The organism is Chitinophaga polysaccharea, assembly GCF_902150045.1.
GTDB lineage: Bacteria > Bacteroidota > Bacteroidia > Chitinophagales > Chitinophagaceae > Chitinophaga > Chitinophaga polysaccharea_A.
The window spans coordinates 984,262-1,001,759 of the sequence record NZ_CABFVU010000003.1; the positions used below are offsets into that span (position 1 = coordinate 984,262).

The window sequence follows — 17,498 nt, forward strand, 5'->3', positions numbered from 1 at the left end:
ACTTGATTGGGTGAAAAACATGAATTAGAACATCGCTTTTACACCAAGGTTATATAAGCGGGTTTGCGGCGCACTGCCAATATTCATCTCCATCAGTTTACGTTCGGCAGAAATCGTGAGCAAATTGAAACCACTCACATACACGCCCAGCTCCTGTACAATTTTCCTGTTGCCAATCAGGCCGCTCATATCATAAGAGATCTGCACTTTAGCCAGGTCTATGCGGTTAGCCTTATACAACCAGAAGTCCGAATTGCGGAAGTTATTGTCGCTGTTGAAGGTGGTTAAACGCGGGTACTTCGCTGATTGCGCCGTTTCAGGCGTCCAGCGATCTCTTACCACTTCTGAATATTTATCTTCCCCATCTACCCAGAACCAGGAACTGTTCTTCATTCCATAGGAACCAAATCTGCCCTGGCCCAGCGCAAAGAAAGAAAGGTTCTTCCACCTGAGGCTGATGTTTATTCCCAATGTAAGAGGTGAACCAAACCAGCCCCCACGACCCAGGTATACTTCATCGCGGGTATCTATAATGCCATCTCCATTCTGATCTTTATACTTGATATCGCCTGGTTTCACCTGGCCAAAAGACTGCGACGGGGAATTCTTAATATCATCGGCATCACGGAAAAAGCCCTGGTGCTGCAGCCCCCATATGGCATCCAAAGGCCGGCCCTGGCGGTTCTGGTAGTTATCTTCATACACCTCCGCACGTTTGGTAGCAGTGGTTTTATACCAGGTGCCCACCAAACCGATAGAATAATTAATGGCCGACAGCTTCTTGTTTAAGCTGAGGTTGAAATCAACGCCCACCCGTTTGTCGTCGTTATAATTTATATAGGGAATAAAGGAAGATACCGGCCAGCCTGTTGTGAACCAGGAAGGGAACAACACGTCTGGCTGGATGATATTACCGGTTATCTTATTAATAAAGAAATTACCATCCAGCTTTACTAATTCATGGAAGAAAGATCCCTGCAAACCTATGCTGATCTCTTCCCTTTTCGGAAATCGCATATCCGGGTTAGCGCCCCGCCTGGATTCTGTAGCCTGTACACCGGTACCATCTTTCCATCCAAACCAGCTGCCCAGCGTAGTATAAACTCCCTGGTACAGGTAGTACGATGCAATATCCAGGTCAGTATGCAGAATACCTGCGCTGGCAGTTAAACGCAGATCATCCACTCCCCGTACGCTACGCATAAAAGGCTCGTTGCTGAGCCGCCAGCCCAGCGATACAGTAGGCGAAAAAGCGGTGCGGTTGCCTTCAGGCAGCTTCGCACTGTGTACCACGGCGCCGCTGAAATCGATGTAGTAGGTGTGATCTAAATTATAACCCAGCTGCAAACCTAAATTGGCATTGCTGGTACGGTGATATACCGCCGATTCTGATTGCTGGAATCCATTTACCAGCAATACACCGGAAAGATGATGCCGGTTATTAATGGAATTTACATAATTGAACTGACCCGTAGCAGCAATTGTTTGGCGGTACCAGCTGTTGCTTACATTCTGCACACCGGAAGTAGCGTCCTGGCCGTATTGGGTAAGACTGCTGATCAGGTCTGTACCAGAATAGTTATTCCAGGTAGGCGCATACACAGCATAGGTGTTATTGAAGGCCAGGTTATAGGAAGTGTTATAGTCGACCGCAAACGTAGACCTGAAAGAAAGGCCTTTCAGTAAATTGCGCAGGTCTGCATTTACACCGGTATTGAACTGGAACTGCCTGCTGATGTACTTGTTGTTTCCACCGGCATAAATAGCCGCGAATGGATTGGTTTGATCAAGCTGGGTTCCGCCCAGCAGGTATTTCCCGTCGATGATATGATTGCTGTTCTTCACAAATACATTAGACGCTTCATCGGTAGGTTCAATCATATCCAGCGGAATGAGCGGCGCAAAACGGTGCGGACGTAAGGTGGCCGCGCTTTCCCAGTAGTTGGCATTCACTCCTCTTCCTGTATAGAAAATGGCAGTGGCATCTACATTACAGGAAATATACTGGTTGAGATTTACATCCACATTGCCGCGCAGGTTGAAGCGGTCGGATGTGCCATTGTTCACCGCTTCGCCAAAGTTGAGCAATGACCCGGAAGTCTGGTAACCAATATTGGTATAATAACGCGCCTTGTCGTTTCCGCCTGATATTTCCGCAGTTACATCATAGCGGCCAAAGGAATTTTTCAGATACTGATCGGAGTAGTAATCTACATTGGGATACCTGAATGGATTTTTACCGGAGGCGTAATGATAAATGGTTTCAGGACTATACAGCTCAGCCAGCCCGTCGTTGCGTCTCGCTTCATTGTAAAGCGTCATATACTCCGCTGATCCAAGGTAATGAGGGTATGCTTTGGGAACATTAATACCGGCATTTGCCCTCAGGTTGATCCGCTGGTTGCCGGGTTTTCCTCTTTTGGTGGTAACGTAAATCACCCCTTTTGCAGCCCTACTGCCATAAAGCGCCACCGCATTCACTCCTTTGAGAAAGGAGATCTGTTCTATTTCTGTTGGCAATACGTTACCTGCTTCACGGGGCACACCATCAATGATGAGCAGGTAACTGCCCATGCCCCACATACTGTTGCCATTAAACCCATTGATCCAGCCATCCATATTTTCAAGACTGGAGGTCATATAGTTCAGGTTCATCTGCGACGCCACATCTACTACCGAAACATCTCCCGGCAGGTCTTTCTTATCCAATTTCCGGAACGCCACCTGTACCTTATTGTTTTCCGGGATAACGGAAGTAGTTTTTACCGTGCTGTCCTGTGCCTGTGAAACCGGCGCCAGGCCCATCAATGCTACAGCCGCTATTAGTGCTTTTATCTGATTCATGAATTTTTGAAATTTACAGTAAACGATACATGTAAAGACTCCCCGTTTTTACCAACCCGGGTTCTGTGGAAATTCCAGGTACATATTGGCATCTGAATTTTTTAATGGCAGCCAGTAATGTTTTTCAGAATACCTGCGCTCCAGGATAACGGCCTCGCGCAAATTGAGCACCCGGTTGTTCTTCGGGTCTGTAGTACTGAATGATGGCGACCGGTCAAACTCAACGGATTTTTTCAGCGTATAGGGGCTTTGTATCAGCAACATCCATCTTCTCAGGTCATTGAATCGATGGCCTTCAAAAGAAAGCTCCACGGCCCTTTCCCTCCGCACTTCGCTCATGAAACCATCCAGCGAGGTGGTGAAGCGGGCAGCCACACGCCCTGCCCCCGCACGGTCGCGGATCACATTAATGGCGTCCAGCGCCGTTTTGCTGTAGTTGCCTGATTTGCCGGTAGCAACGCTATAGCCCTGGGCGGCGGCTTCTGCATACATTAAATACACATCCGCCAGGCGCATATAGGGAAGATGTATATTCAGCGCCTTGTCATAGGTCCAGCCATTATCAAACCTGTTGGCTGTAATGGGAATAAATTTATAGAGCAGATAACCGGAGCGGCTGCCGCTGCTGATGTCGCGGTATGTTCCCCCGGTGTACAGGTTGGCATAACGGTTTCTTTCATCGGTGGTGGCGCCCTGTATACATTTCACCCCGTCAAAAACTATATCATTGTAGAAACGCGGATCCCTGCCCCTCCATGGATAAGCCGGGTCGTATCCCGATTCCGGGTCCGCCTGCGTAATATCCTTGATTGGCAGACCATTGGCCATACCATAGTAATCCACGTAATTGGCGGTAGGCACAAACGTGATAGCTTCTTCTGTCAGCAAAGCAGGGCCATATTGCTTGGCGGTACCATAAGTGGAACCATGCGCACCGTAATAGGGACTGCGGAAAATAGCTTCGGTGCCGCCTGGCATCAGCCAGTTCTGACCGGTGCTGTAAAAATTGGTGTAGTACTTTGAAAACTCTACCAATTTATAAGGCGCATCCCCGGATTCGCAGAGCTGCAGCAATTCTCCAAACGCTTCTGCTGCTTTTTTGCAATACTCCTGGTTATACGTTTTGCTGCCTGTAGATACATAGTTCATTAACGGACTGCCCGCCCATAAATAGTTTTTCCCCAGGTAACCCAGCGCCATAATTTTATTAATGCGCAACTGGTTTTTTCCCAGCGTTCTTTTACCTGCGGTGGTATTGTCCCAGTTAACAGGCAGCAGGTTGGCCGCTTCCCTGAAATCAGCCGCCGCTTTATCTGCACATTCATTGTATTTAAGACGGGGCAAGGTCAGTTTCTGATCGCCGGGCAGCACTTTATCAATATAGGGCAACCCGCCAAAATACTGGATGAACATAAAGTGAAACCATCCCCTGAAAAACAACAGCTGCCCTTTGATCAGGTCTTTCTCTTCCTGGGTGGCATCGGTTAGCTTATCAATATTTTCCAGTCCCATATTGGCTTTACGGATACCATACCATCCCAGTTTCCAAAGCGATTTTGCAAAACGGTCGTCGTTGGTACTGGTATTGTTCCGGTCCATCCAGCCCGCCTGCCAGCCATCAAACTGCGACTGCCAGCCCCAGAAATCGCCGTTGTCTATCTTTATTATAAAATGAAAATCACGTGCGGTCGACTGGATCTCATCTTCTCCCCAGTTCCAGGAATTAGTCCAGTAAGCGTTGGTAAAATCCGGTACGCAGTGATAAAGCTCTTCGGTAAATCCCTGGAAGCTGATAAAGTTCCTGAATGCATTGTCTGCCGATACGATAGATTGTGGTTCCTTATCCAGGAACTTCTTGCAGGATGCCAGTCCCAGGGCAATCATCACACCGGTAGCTGCAAGCAATAGCTTTGTATATTTATTCATAAAATACATGTTTAGAAAGTAAAATTGGCGCCGAGGTTGTAACGCTTTACAGTAGGATACGCTCCTTGTGATGCCCAGCCGGTACCGGCAAAATTGGATTCACGGTCGTCCGGCATCTTGCTCCAGGCTGCCAGGTTATTGCCATTGAGATAAACCCTCACCGATTCAAGACCTGCCCGTTTTATAAATCCTTTATCAAGTGTGTAAGCGATTTCGGCATTCTTTAACCGCAGGTAGGAACCATCATACATATACTGGGTACCCCGGTAATAACCCGCCGGTGTAGATAACCACCGCGGCATAGGCACATCGGCGTTAGTATTGTTCTTCGACCAGTAGCTGCCTTCATCATAAACTGTATGTCCTTGTGAGCCCAGGCTGTTGAACACTACCTGCCGGGTTACGTTATTCACGCCATAAAATTGTACAAAAGCGCTCAGCCCTCTCCAGTCCACCCCAAACGTGGCATTGTAGGTATTGGTGGGCCATCCGCTGTGGCCATAGGGAATGTTATCCCTTGCATCGATCACGCCGTCGCCGTTATAATCAACGATATAATAATTGCCCGGGAGCTTCTGGTTGTCGTTGGTATTATGAATGGTGCTGCCATAAAGCTCGTCCCATGTATTGTAGTAGCCCTGGCTTACATAAGAATAGGCCTGGCCGATCTGCATCCCTTCAGATTTCTGATAGGCCGGCAGCAATTGGGGATTATCTGCTTCAATGATCTTATTCTTTGTATGGGTCATATTCAGATCAGACCAAAGCCGGAGTTTTTTTGTGACCGGGTAGCTGAAGTGCAGCTCCAGTTCATACCCGCGGGAAGTTACCCTGCCAAGATTAGCTACAGGAGGCGTAGTGCCATAGTAGGAAGGAACAGAGGCCCTGTTGGCAAGCAATATTTTGGAACGCTTATCTTCAAAGAAATCCACCTTACCTTTTATGAAACCTTTGAATAGCTCAAAATCGGCGCCTGCATTAATTTTCTCTGCCTGTTCCCATTGCACGTTCGGGTTTCCAACGGTGGATTCGCGGTACCAGTTGAACGGGCTTTGCTCAGCGCCTTCACCGGTAGTGCCTAGCCTGGCCCTGCCGCCATAGCCCCACTCTGTGAGGTATAAAAATCGGCCGGCCACGTTATCGAAACCTGTTTGCCCGTAGGAGGCACGGAATTTCAGCAGGTCCAGGAACTTTATATTTTCCATAAAGCGCTCATTGGAGGCTATCCAGTTCACACCACCGGAAGAGAAGAAAGCAAAACGGTAATCGGGCGCAAACTTTTCGGAACCATTATATGCGCCATTGTACTCAATGGTATATTTATTATTGTAGGTATAAGTAGCGCGGAAAACCCAATCTTCCCGGTACGAGGGTATCATACTGCCGCTGGCCGTAATGTTGCGGTTCATCAGTCCCATGGCGGTCACCTGGTGTTTCTCCGCAATGGTTTTTGCGTAGTTCAGCTGCAACTGGTAAAACAATCTCCGCTGGTTATCAGTAACGGCGCCGGCGGCGGGCGACCACTTGATGCCTTCCTGGAAATCGAAATTTGTTACCCCGTCAAAAGCGCTCTTGTAAAATACATTTCCCGTGGCGGGGTCTATCCATTTACGTTGCACGTCATGATAAAGGTCATTCACTCCCCTGTCGCTTTCAATGAAAGTATTGTCCATCGAAATGGTACCGCTGAATTTCAGTCCGTCAACAAGCATATCCAGGTTCTGTTCTACCGAAAAGTCGGTAGTGATGCGCGTGGTCGTCTGGTATTGAATACCGCCCACTGCCAGGCTCCTGGCAGAGTTTTCCGCACGTCCTTCATTGGGTGCATAGTAACCCCAGGAGCCATCCGCATATACCGGCAGGAATACATCAGGCGCTGTGGTATAAGCATCGATCCAGGAGCCGTATTGGTTGCCAGAAAATCCCCAGGGACTTTTCCGTACGCCATATGATCCCGAGAGGTTTACTTTAAAGAGTGTAGAGGGTGTTAATTGAAAATCGAGGTTGGAGCGGGCATTTAATCTTGTGAAACCAAAACCGGGTTTGTAGCCGCGGCGGTTATCATATATTTTAAAAAGATCGCCCTCATGCAGGAAATCCGCGCTGGTGAAATATTTTACAAAACGGGTACCACCGCTGATATTTAGGTTGGCGTTCTGTGAGGTGGCATAATCCTTAAATAAGGTTTTGGCCCAGTCTACATTCGGATAACGTTCCGCTTCTTCCAGGTTGGCCGGGAAGCGGTATTTATTTAAAATAGCCTGCGGATAATAATTGTTCCATCCTTCCGGTCTTAATGCCAGCTCATACTCTATGGCTTCATTAACGGTTCGCAATGCATCGTACGAATCCGCTTTTCCCGGCAATTTGGAAGGCGCTTTCACCACATTGTTCACGGTAGCGCGGATAGACGCTTTACCCAGTTTTCCCCTTTTGGTAGTAATGAGGATAACGCCGTTGGCGCCACGTGAACCAAATACTGCCGTTGCTGACGCGTCTTTTAAAACGGTAACGGTTTCCACAGACCCTATATCCACGCTGGACATGGGCCGTTCCACCCCGTCTACCAATATCAGAGGGTTGCTGTTATTCCATGTGCTGAGTCCCCGGATGATCAGTTGAGGATCTTCTTCACCTGGCAGGCCGGTACTCTGGGCCGTGATAAGACCCGGTACATTCCCGGTGAGCGCAGCGCCTATGTTTGATACCCCGCCTGCCCGTTCCAGCGTTTTACCGTCGGTTTGCGAAACTGCGGCTACCACGCTTTCTCTTTTCTGGCGTCCGTAACCTACTATCACCACATCCTCAAGGCCAACTACATTGTCTTTCAGGGTAACGGTAATATTGGACTGCTGCTGGATGTTCACCTCCTGCGGCAACTTTCCTATATAAGTGAAAACGAGGATCTGCTTATCTGCAGGAACGCGGATAAAAAACCTGCCATCATTACCGGTGCTGGTATTCACCTGGGTACCTTTTACCACTACGGTTGTACCGGGTACAGGCGTCTTTTTCTCATCCTGTACCACACCTTGCACCACCCTTGTGTCCTGGGCCAGCAATAAAGAAGAGGTAAGCGTAACCGACAGCATTACTGCTATCATAACAAGCCATTTGCATGACTTTCGTGAAAGAATCATTCTTAACATGGAATTCAAAATATTTAATGTTAGGGCAATGAAGGGTTATGACAGCCGGTTCAGGACTGTCATACCGGAATACCCGGCGGGAACAATGAGATGCAATAAAAAGCAGGACCTCTACAGTTGCGGTCGGATGCTACACATTAATTGATGGAGCTGAAAATGATTTCCGGGACGTGGTAACCCGGGGGACATTCAAATTTCATAAGTAATTATTTAGTGTTAAATAGACAATTATTCATAACGTCAAAACTGTGGATCATCAGATGGTGCTAAAACAAAAAGCAACAGGCGAATCTACAATAGTCATGTTTATATGAATGGTACGAATCTCCAAAAGGAGGGTAATAATGTCTAAATAAGCGCTGGTAGCTGCCGGAAAGGCGTCCGAAAATGAGCAGGCAGGGATTAAAATGAGGGGTTGGGGTAACAGCATCGGGGCAGTCGGCATCCTAATTTAACCAGTCGGTAGGCGCCTTGCCAAATTTCTTTTTAAAAGAATGCGAGAAATGAGAGAGGCTTTCAAAGCCCAGGTCAAGATAAATTGCAGATGGCTTCTTGTTCTTCTTTTCAATAAGATGCCGGGCCTCCGCCAGCCGTTTTTCCAATAACCATTGTCTCGGCGGCATATCGAATACTTTCTGGAAATCGCGCTTGAACCCGGCAAGACTTCTTCCCGTTAACTGTGCAAATTTTTCAATGGGAACATTATAATGGAAATTGCTGACCATAAATTTCTCCAGGTCCATCTTATAAGGCTCTGAAAAGTCAAATAACAGCTCCTTCAACCCGGGCATAATATTCAGGAGAAGATGTACCGCTTCTTTTACTTTAAGCATCCCCATGGCCTGGGTTATTTTTTCTTCCGGGTGATGAACATATGGAAGTATGGATTGAAAGAAGGCATGTAAAAAATCGTTCCCGGGAATAAGGACGCTGGCAGGTCCCTTATATTTATGTCCTATCTCTATCTGCTCCTCAAGGGCAATCTTCCTGAGCAGGTCTTCCTTCAGCCGGATAACAACGGTCTGGTAATTCTCTTCCTCCAGGGGAGTCTTGATAATTTCTCCCAATTGATTTTTTTGTACCAGCAACATTTCGCCGCGCCCCATCGATATCTTCTGGGTGGCAGTTTCCAGGCTAAAACGGCCCGACACCTGCAGTATCAGCGTATTATCTTCCAGGAATGCCACCTTTTCCTTCCTCATAGTGGAGTAGTAGGAGAAAAAGATGACTCCCGGGAGTATTTCTGTTGGATTCGTCATAATGTAAAGATATGAAACGGGCGCGGCTTATGTGCTTCTCTTACCGTTGCAGGTAAGTACCTCCGAGAATAGCGCCGGGAGCAAAATGCGTGTTAAGCGTATCCATCTCGGCAGGTGTAAATGTTATCTCCATAGCCTTTATGTTTTCCGGCAGCCGTGATCTCCGGCTCATGCTTACCAGCGGCATAATATGACCGCCCTGTGCATTCACCCAGGCGATGGCCAGCTGGGCAGGCGTATATCCCTTTTCCTTTGCCATTTGTTTCAGCACTTCTACTTTTTCCAGGTTCTTTACCAGGTTATCTCCCTGGAAACGCGGGAAATGATGCTGGTAGGCATCGTCGGGAAGCGGTGCTTTCATATCACCGGTAAGCAACCCTTCGGCAGTATTGGCAAACGCCACCACCCCTATGCCCAGTTCTTTCGCCGCAGGAAGCAGGTCGCTTTCTATCTGTCGGTCGGCCAGCGAATAACCTATTTCCAAAGCTGTTACAGGGTGAATGCTGTTTGCCTTGCGCAGCTGATCAGCAGTTATTTCAGAAACGCCCAGGTAGCGCACCTTGCCTTCTTTTATAAGGTCGGCTATAGTGCCTATCACATCTTCTACCGGCACACTGTTATCAAGCCGGCAGGGCTGGTAAAGATCAATAGTGTCTATACCTAAACGTACCAGTGAATAGTTAATGAAATTCTTAATGGCCGCAGGACGCAGATCCAGCCCCAGCCATTGACCGCCATAAAAGATGGCGCCAAACTTAACGCTTATAAAAGCATCATCCCTTCTGCCTTTGATGGCCTTGCCCACCAGCAGCTCGTTGTGGCCTGCGCCATAGAAATCGCCTGTATTCAGGAAGTTGATGCCGCTGTCCAATGCCGCCTGGATAGTAGCAATACTTTCATTTTCATCACTGCCCTTGCCTCCCCAAACAGGAGACATCCGCATACAACCTAATCCGAGCTTGGACACCAGTGGTCCGTTTTTGCCAAGTGCTATCTTTGGTATTGTTGTCATTGTTGTTATTTTATTGATTAATAACACAAAGGTCAGGGTTTAAGACCTGGCGCGCTTGCTTTTACAGCTCAAATTAGTTGTCTGGGTGGCTCAGGTAATTCCCTTATCAAGCTCAACACCAATTAACAATCTCCTTTTACTTTCAGATTAAATTAGTATTTTAAAAACCACTAATAAATCCACGTAAAGAAAAGGAATTAACATGAACAGAAAACAATTCATCGGTCTCGCCGGCAGCACCGCCTTAACACTATTACTAAGCAGGAAAAATCTTTTTGCCAACACAAAGGCGCCGACGCAGGGTGAATTTCTTTTCGTGGAAGCAGAAGGCTTTACAGATTATGGCGGATGGGAACTTGATCAGCAATCAATGGAAGTAACAGGATCTCCCTATTTGCTGGCCCATGGTTTAGGGATACCCGTTGCAGATGCTTCAACAACCGTTGAATTTCCTTCGGCCGGCACATACAGGGTTTGGGTACGCACAAGGGATTGGGTAGCTCCCTGGAAAGCACCAGGAGCGCCGGGTAAGTTTCAGCTACTCATCGACAAGGTCCCTTTAAAAGAAACCTTTGGTACAAAAGGCGCCGCCTGGCACTGGCACGACGGAGGCCAGGTTACCGTACAAAAAAAAGCAACCCTCTCCCTTCATGACCTCACCGGCTTTGAAGGCCGCTGTGAAGCCATCCTGTTTTGCAAGGACTTAAATTTTGAACCTGTAAACGATCTCCAGGCCCTCACCAAATTCAGGAGAAAATTATTGGGATTAAGCGATGTGCCCGCCGATGGCGGAAGCTACGACCTGGTGGTGATTGGAGGAGGCGTTGCCGGAACCAGCGCGGCCATCTCCGCCGCCAGGCAGGGAATCAGGGTAGCGCTTATACAGGACCGCCCTGTACTGGGTGGCAACGGAAGCTCGGAAGTAAGGGTATGGCCGGAAGGACGTACCCAGCAGCAACCCTTCCCGCATGTTGGAGATATTGTTGAGGAAATAATGCCTACGCCGCCTACCCCGGTAAATGGTACCCGCAATGCATTGAACGGTGCATTTTATGATGATTCAAAAAAATTAAAAGCCGTAAAAAACGAGCCCAATATCACCTTAATGATATATGAGCGGGCTTTCCAGGTAGAGAAACATAATAATGAAATCAAAGCCGTTATTATTCAGAATATACAAACAGGCAAGCGGCGGAAACTCAAGGCAAAATATTTTGCAGACTGTACAGGCGATGCCACCGTTGGCTTCCTTGCCGGCGCCGACCATGAAATGTCGAAAACCGGTTTGATGGGGATGTCAAATTTATGGAACGTGCTCAATGCTGCTGATAACAAACAGGTGCTGGCCTGTGAATGCAAAGACAAAACCGCTTTGGCCATGCAGTGCGAAATTGGTGAAGTGGCACAGCCCTTTCCCCGCTGTCCCTGGGCAATTGATTTAAAAGACAAACCGTTTCCGGGCCGCAAAGGTTATAAAGGACAATGGGGCCGCGAGGATCCGCTCTCTAACCTGGGCGGATGGTTCTGGGAAAGCGGGTTTGATAAAAACCCTATCACAGAAGTAGAGCTCATCCGGGATCTTAATTTCCGGGCCATGTACGGCGCCTGGGACACCTTAAAGAACGTGGATAAGCAATATCTCAACCACCGCCTGGGCTGGGCCGCCTTTATTGCCGGCAAAAGAGAATCCAGGAGGTTAATGGGCGACCTGGTATTAACCGCCGATGACTTCCGGAAAAATAATTCGTTTCCCGACCCGGCATTCCCCTGCTCCTGGCATATAGATATCCACGCCGCCGATCCGGCCTTCGACAAAGACTTAAAAGGACAGGAATTTATTTCAAGAGCCAGCGAGGGAGAAGGATATGTGTATAATAAAATATACTGGGCCCCCTACCGCGTTTTATACAGCCGCAACATCAGCAATCTTTTTATGGCAGGAAGGGACATCAGCGTAAGCAACGACGGCCTTGGCCCCGTACGTGTAATGCGCACCTGCGGTATGATGGGTGAAGTAGTAGGAAAGGCCGCTGCCTTATGTACGAAATACAAAACAACACCCAGGGGTGTTTACGAAAAGCACCTGGATAAACTGCAGGACCTGATGCGTATGCCTGGCCAATACCGGGCGGAGAATATATCATAAACCCAATGCACCATTACTATGGGACTATTCAAAAAACTGTTTGGCAAAAGCAAACAGGAAATTGAAATTGCAATAGATAAAAGCAAAGTGCCGGTTTACCCCATGCTGAAAGCAGGGAACTGGCAGGCAATAAACCGGGTTGAAGCTATTCCTTTTGTAAAGGATAAGGAGCAGCTCGAACTGGCCATCATTTTTGCCCAGGACGCGGGAACCCGTTTTGAATATATCACTCCATCCGATCTGCAGCATCCTGAAGTAAAAGCCAATTATGAAAACTGGCAACTGCAGATCGATGCATACCCTTATGAATTCGAAGTTTCAGAGCGATTGGATAACCGCATCATTTTTGCTTCCGGTGAAGATCACTCTTCAGAAAAGATCCTGTCGCCCGCTTTCCTCCATCATGCCTGCGAAGTACTTCATACCGACCGGCTTATTATTTCTGCACCAAGACGGCGCTGCCTGATGATAACCAGCTATCATGAAAACTTCCCCATGCTGGAAAACTTCTTCCACCTGCATTTTATCGCATTCCGGGAAGAAGAATACGGCAACGAGCCCATTACTGAAATGATCTTTACTGCCAATAACAAAAATGTAGAGTATGCTGTACCACTGGGGTTCCGTATTAACCTATATGAAAAAGACGGGCAACGAAAATTGGTTTATTCCACTATGGATGAGCTCTTCGATGAAAATGACCAGATAAATTTTCAAAAGATAATAGAACGGAATAAAATACCGGTGCTGTTTAAGAGATAACATCATGCTGGCAGCTTACTCCCGCGATAAATAATATTTTTTTCTGAAATCCCGACCGTTTTGCATAGCTGAATCGTCCAAAAGATAAATTCAATTAAAATGAAAAATCTGAAAGACAAAGTAGCTGTCGTTTTTGCTGCATCCGGTGAAATTGCCGGAGCTGTGGTACGGTCGTTTTCCCGGCACGGGGCAAAGGTATATGTTAGCGCCCGGAACCCGGATGCCGCAAATCAATTGGCCCGCGAAATCCAGTCCGGTGACGGATGGGCGGAAGCCGCTAAAGTAGATGCGTTAAATGAAACCGAGATTAACGACTTCCTGGGAAAGGTGGTTGCGGACAACCAGCGGCTGGATGTTGTATTCAATGGCATCGGAGCCGGCTATGATGAAATGGGCGGCCGCCCTGCTACAACAGAAGCCACCTTCCAACAGTTCATGGCCCCGGTTGAAAAGATCTGCGGATCTCAATTCCTTACTTCAAGGGCAGCAGCAAAATATATGATGCAAACCCGGTCCGAAGGAACCATCCTGCTGCTTACAGCCGCATTATCCAGGTCAAAACTCTCCAATGTAGCAGGTATAACAGCCGCCAGCGCAGCCATTGAAGGGCTTACCCGGGTAATGGCCGCGGAATGGGGAAAAAGCGGTATCAAGGTAACCTGCATCTGTCCCGGCGCCATAATGGAAACCAAACGGATCTCCGGATGGATCGAAGCCACCGCCCGACAATATGGAATGCCGCTGGAACAGTTAATTGCACAGTATAAATCGCTCGATATCCTGAAAACAAACCTCACATTAAAACAGGTAGGTGAAACAGCCGCCTTCCTCGTATCTGAAACAGGGGTCGCTTTCAACAGCCATATTGTGGATGTGGATTGCGGCAAACTGAACATTTTATAACATACTTATAGTAGATTAGTGGTTACAGCCCTCCGTAAAGGGCTGTAACCTTCGCGCAACCTCACTTTTATTAAATGGAAAAAGAGAACATCCTCCAATTGGCCATTGCCGGCGATATTAACGCGTTTCAAACACTGTTTGCCGAATTTCAAAACCAGTTGAAATCTTACCTGTATCGTTTGCTGACCGATAGGAACGACGTAGATGACCTGACGCATGATACCTTTATCAGGGCGTTTACCAGGATATCAACGTTTAACCGGGACTCATCCCTCAAAACATGGGTGTTCAGGATAGCTACCAATCTTGCCTATGATCATCTGCGGAAACAAAAAAGATGGCAACCCGATGCACAGGACCGGGCAGCCGACCTGGCCATTGCTTCAGAAGAGATCAGGCAGGTTTTCTGGATGGTGCACGAAACATCGCCTGCAGGAGCTTACGAAATGAAAGAGCATATCGACTACTGTTTCACCTGCATCTCAAAAACATTACCCATAGAAAACCAGGTAGCGCTGATCCTGAAAAATATCTATGATTTCCAGGTCCGGGAAATTTGTATGATCCTCGAAAAAACGGAAGGCGTGATAAAGCACCTGTTGAACGATGCCAGGAATACCATGACTGATATCTTTGAGCACCGGTGCGCGCTGATCAATAAAAATGGTGTTTGCCATCAGTGCAGTCATATAAACGAGATCTTCAACCCCAAACAGGACCAGCAGGAGGAGCTGATGAAACTGGAACTGGTAAAAGCTTCAAAGAAGTATAACAGGGAGCAGCTTTTTGCATTACGTACATTACTGGTAAAGGCTATCGATCCCCTGCATGCGGCGGGCACCGACTTCCACGAGGAAATTATGAAATGCCTGAGAACAGCGATCGGTGAAAAGAGCGATTTTTTTGAAGAGAAGCCGGAGTAATTTTTATCACAAACCCCAATTAAATCCTACGCTGTTATATCTTTATCTCAAATACCACTCTATGATACTACAATATCTATTAACAGAATTTGAGCATGAAGTAAACAACACCCGTAAAGTATTACTGGCTGTCCCGGAAAAAGACCTTATGTACAAACCAGCGGATACCTCCTGGACAATGGGTGAGCTGGCCCAGCATATTGCCACCATTTACTATTGGTACGCAGGCACGCTCACTAAAGATGTATACGATCTGGCCGCCGATCGTCTTGAACGGGGAAGCCCCAACGATATCAAAGCTACCCTGTCGCTTTTTGAAAGTAATGTAGATCAGGCAAGAAGTGCGTTAAAATCACTTACAGAAGAAAAACTCCGGGATAACTGGACCATGAAAGCAGGTGAACGGGTTATTCTTGGCCCCATGCCCCGGGGAATTGTGGCACGCGGATTTCTGTTCAACCATATCTATCACCATCGGGGCGAAATGATCGTTTATCTACGCGCAACCGGCAATAAAGTGCCGGGACTATATGGCCCCACCTACGAGGAAAGCAGGTTCTGATATAAACGGAAATACGCAGTCTACATACCAAACAATAAAACACCCATGTATTTTACCAAAGCAGATATCGACGCCAGGAGAGCCCGCCTGGCGGCCCAATGGAACAACGTTTTAAAAAACGATGAAGCCATACTGGTATACAGCGGCTACCCGGTACAAAAACCAGGAGGTCTTGATCAAACCTATCCTTTCCTCCCCCACCCCTCTTACTACTGGCTTACAGGCAGGCGCCGGGAGGAAGAAGTGATCCTTTATAACAGGCACACGGGCTGGATTGAATTCCAGAAAGCCTGGACCCGGGAACAATCCGTTTGGGAAGGCGAAAAGCACGATCTGCTGGTACAGGAACCCGGGGAAGATATTCAACACCTGAAGTCTTACATGGAAACACAGCGTTTTTCCAGGGTCTATCAACTGGGGCAGGTACCCGGCAATCCACCGGTGGAAGACAATGCTCTTACCCTTCGTACCCTGCTTCAGCAAACCCGCAGGGTCAAAGATGCAGCCGAGGTAAAGCTGATCCGGCATATTGCCGGTATTGCGACATATGGCTACAGGGAGCTGGAACAAATGATACGCCCGGGCGTATCAGAAATGGAAGTGCGACTCGCCTTCGAAATGCAGACCTTCCGCCATGGCGGTCATGCCGTGCCTTACGACACCATCGTGGGCAGCGGCCCCAATGCCGCTATTTTACACGCATTGCCTACAACAAGGATCATCGGCAACAATGAGTTTGTGCTCGTGGATGCAGGCGCCAGTGTGTACGATTATTGCGTTGATATTACCCGTACTTTTCCTTCCTCCGCTGCAATGGACACAAGGCATAAAGCGCTCTACGAACTGGTATTATCCGTACAACAGGATTGTATCTCCAAAACGCTGGCGGGTACCTTCTGGCACGATATACACAATCATGCCGCCCGGGAGTTTACACGCGGGTTACTCAGTCTCGGCATCCTGAAAGGCGATCTTTCCGGCCTCATCGAAAAGGAAGTGATAGCTGCCTTCTTCCCTCACGGGCTCGGGCACCTGGTAGGGCTTCATGTACGCGATACCGGCCAGGAAGAAAACCCCTCGCCCCGTATCTACTCCGGCGCCCGCCTGCGGGTGGATATACAACTGGAGGCCGGCCACCTGATCACCGTGGAACCGGGATTATATTTCATTAAAGCCCTGCTGGAAGAACCGGGGTTTGTAAAAAAATACCAGGAAGATATTAACTGGAACGAGCTGGAACACTGGAAACATATTGGCGGGGTACGGATAGAAGATAACATACTGGTAACGGCTTCCGGTAATGAAAACCTGACGGAAACGGTGCCAAAAGCAACCCATATATAACACAGCCAACATAGAGGCTGTATCATAAGTAATTTTTACTCGATTTTATTCGGGTACCTGATGGAGAGAATTTTCGTTTACGCAATTCTCAGGACCTTCAGATTACTTTTGATACAGCCTCTATGTTAACGGATAAATTGTTATCCTACATGAAGAATTGCTCAGACACGATCTTTCCATCTTTCACATGATACACACAAAGCTCAGTAAACTTTTCACGGTCCCTGCCTTTCATTTTGAGATCCATACTGAGCACAAAAGAAAAGACATTGCCCGCTATTAACGGCTCGGAAACAGTAGTACCATAGCGGGATTCCACCATCGAGCTGAACTTACGGTCCTTTTCTTTTAATGCTTCCAATCCCCGTGTTTCCTTTTCAAACCCCGGAGTTTCGAAAGGCTCTATACTCACTGCATCTTCTGCAAATAACTCCTCCTGTGCACGACTAAACTCTTCATTACGGCAGTATTCTGCCAGGCGTAAGGCGATTTGTTCTACAGTCATAGCATATGATTTTGATAAAAATAAAGTTACAGGTTCTTGTCGCCTATATCAACAGGCACAGCATTTAAATGATCATATAAATAATAAAATATTAAATTTAGTACCACTAAGGCTACTGGAATGAAAATGCAGTTTCAACATATTGGTAAGATCTTTTACAGAG

12 protein-coding genes are annotated in these 17,498 nt (G+C 47.6%); 6 read left to right on the forward strand and 6 right to left on the reverse strand.

Annotation, left to right across the window (positions count from 1 at the left end; all coding sequences use genetic code 11):
• Positions 1-24 precede the first annotated feature (24 nt).
• From FN124_RS24405 to FN124_RS24425, 5 genes are all read right to left on the reverse strand, one after another.
• On the reverse strand, positions 25-2,844 hold the full coding sequence (locus FN124_RS24405; RefSeq protein WP_142687382.1) for a SusC/RagA family TonB-linked outer membrane protein: 2,820 nt from the start codon (positions 2,842-2,844) through the stop codon (positions 25-27).
• A 48-nt stretch (positions 2,845-2,892) separates the two neighbouring features.
• Positions 2,893-4,770, reverse strand: a complete 1,878-nt coding sequence (locus tag FN124_RS24410) for a RagB/SusD family nutrient uptake outer membrane protein (RefSeq protein ID WP_142687383.1) — start codon at positions 4,768-4,770, stop codon at positions 2,893-2,895.
• 11 nt (positions 4,771-4,781) lie between these two features.
• The gene (locus tag FN124_RS24415; protein WP_142687384.1) at positions 4,782-7,874 is read right to left on the reverse strand and encodes a SusC/RagA family TonB-linked outer membrane protein; all 3,093 of its coding nucleotides are present in this window, start codon (positions 7,872-7,874) and stop codon (positions 4,782-4,784) included.
• Between the two features lie 491 nt (positions 7,875-8,365).
• On the reverse strand, positions 8,366-9,178 hold the full coding sequence (locus FN124_RS24420; RefSeq protein ID WP_142687385.1) for a helix-turn-helix domain-containing protein: 813 nt from the start codon (positions 9,176-9,178) through the stop codon (positions 8,366-8,368).
• Positions 9,179-9,218: 40 nt separating this feature from the next.
• Positions 9,219-10,190 (reverse strand): aldo/keto reductase, encoded by a 972-nt coding sequence (locus FN124_RS24425; protein WP_142687386.1) that lies wholly within the window; start codon positions 10,188-10,190, stop codon positions 9,219-9,221.
• Positions 10,191-10,392: 202 nt separating this feature from the next.
• Between FN124_RS24425 and FN124_RS24430 the strand changes: the two genes are divergently transcribed.
• The 6 genes from FN124_RS24430 to FN124_RS24455 all read left to right on the forward strand — a co-directional run bounded on the left by FN124_RS24430 (position 10,393) and on the right by FN124_RS24455 (position 16,830).
• Positions 10,393-12,336 carry an FAD-dependent oxidoreductase gene (locus tag FN124_RS24430; RefSeq protein WP_142687387.1) on the forward strand — a complete coding sequence of 648 codons (1,944 nt, stop codon included), beginning with the start codon at positions 10,393-10,395 and terminating at the stop codon, positions 12,334-12,336.
• An 18-nt stretch (positions 12,337-12,354) separates the two neighbouring features.
• Positions 12,355-13,098, forward strand: coding sequence for a DUF1444 family protein (locus FN124_RS24435; protein ID WP_142687388.1), 744 nt, complete (start codon positions 12,355-12,357; stop codon positions 13,096-13,098).
• Positions 13,099-13,197: 99 nt separating this feature from the next.
• The gene (locus FN124_RS24440; protein ID WP_142687389.1) at positions 13,198-14,001 is read left to right on the forward strand and encodes an SDR family NAD(P)-dependent oxidoreductase; all 804 of its coding nucleotides are present in this window, start codon (positions 13,198-13,200) and stop codon (positions 13,999-14,001) included.
• A gap of 74 nt (positions 14,002-14,075) precedes the next feature.
• A complete protein-coding gene (locus FN124_RS24445; protein ID WP_142687390.1) occupies positions 14,076-14,924 on the forward strand; it encodes an RNA polymerase sigma factor in 849 nt (282 codons plus the stop codon).
• A gap of 61 nt (positions 14,925-14,985) precedes the next feature.
• On the forward strand, positions 14,986-15,486 hold the full coding sequence (locus FN124_RS24450; RefSeq protein WP_142687391.1) for a DinB family protein: 501 nt from the start codon (positions 14,986-14,988) through the stop codon (positions 15,484-15,486).
• Between the two features lie 45 nt (positions 15,487-15,531).
• Positions 15,532-16,830, forward strand: coding sequence for an aminopeptidase P N-terminal domain-containing protein (locus tag FN124_RS24455; RefSeq protein ID WP_142687392.1), 1,299 nt, complete (start codon positions 15,532-15,534; stop codon positions 16,828-16,830).
• 145 nt (positions 16,831-16,975) lie between these two features.
• Here the strand turns inward: FN124_RS24455 and FN124_RS24460 are convergent, their stop codons facing one another.
• Positions 16,976-17,335 carry a SnoaL-like domain-containing protein gene (locus FN124_RS24460; protein WP_142687393.1) on the reverse strand — a complete coding sequence of 120 codons (360 nt, stop codon included), beginning with the start codon at positions 17,333-17,335 and terminating at the stop codon, positions 16,976-16,978.
• Between the last annotated feature and the right edge of the window lie 163 nt (positions 17,336-17,498).

Excerpts from the sequence above, each read along its gene's own strand:
- FN124_RS24405 (WP_142687382.1), bottom strand. The coding sequence starts at position 2,844 with ATGAATCAGATAAAAGCACTAATAGCGGCTGTAGCATTGATGGGCCTG.
- FN124_RS24410 (WP_142687383.1), bottom strand. The coding sequence starts at position 4,770 with ATGAATAAATATACAAAGCTATTGCTTGCAGCTACCGGTGTGATGATT.
- FN124_RS24415 (WP_142687384.1), bottom strand. The coding sequence starts at position 7,874 with ATGATAGCAGTAATGCTGTCGGTTACGCTTACCTCTTCTTTATTGCTG.
- FN124_RS24420 (WP_142687385.1), bottom strand. The coding sequence starts at position 9,178 with ATGACGAATCCAACAGAAATACTCCCGGGAGTCATCTTTTTCTCCTAC.
- FN124_RS24425 (WP_142687386.1), bottom strand. The coding sequence starts at position 10,190 with ATGACAACAATACCAAAGATAGCACTTGGCAAAAACGGACCACTGGTG.
- FN124_RS24430 (WP_142687387.1), top strand. The coding sequence starts at position 10,393 with ATGAACAGAAAACAATTCATCGGTCTCGCCGGCAGCACCGCCTTAACA.
- FN124_RS24435 (WP_142687388.1), top strand. The coding sequence starts at position 12,355 with ATGGGACTATTCAAAAAACTGTTTGGCAAAAGCAAACAGGAAATTGAA.
- FN124_RS24440 (WP_142687389.1), top strand. The coding sequence starts at position 13,198 with ATGAAAAATCTGAAAGACAAAGTAGCTGTCGTTTTTGCTGCATCCGGT.
- FN124_RS24445 (WP_142687390.1), top strand. The coding sequence starts at position 14,076 with ATGGAAAAAGAGAACATCCTCCAATTGGCCATTGCCGGCGATATTAAC.
- FN124_RS24450 (WP_142687391.1), top strand. The coding sequence starts at position 14,986 with ATGATACTACAATATCTATTAACAGAATTTGAGCATGAAGTAAACAAC.
- FN124_RS24455 (WP_142687392.1), top strand. The coding sequence starts at position 15,532 with ATGTATTTTACCAAAGCAGATATCGACGCCAGGAGAGCCCGCCTGGCG.
- FN124_RS24460 (WP_142687393.1), bottom strand. The coding sequence starts at position 17,335 with ATGACTGTAGAACAAATCGCCTTACGCCTGGCAGAATACTGCCGTAAT.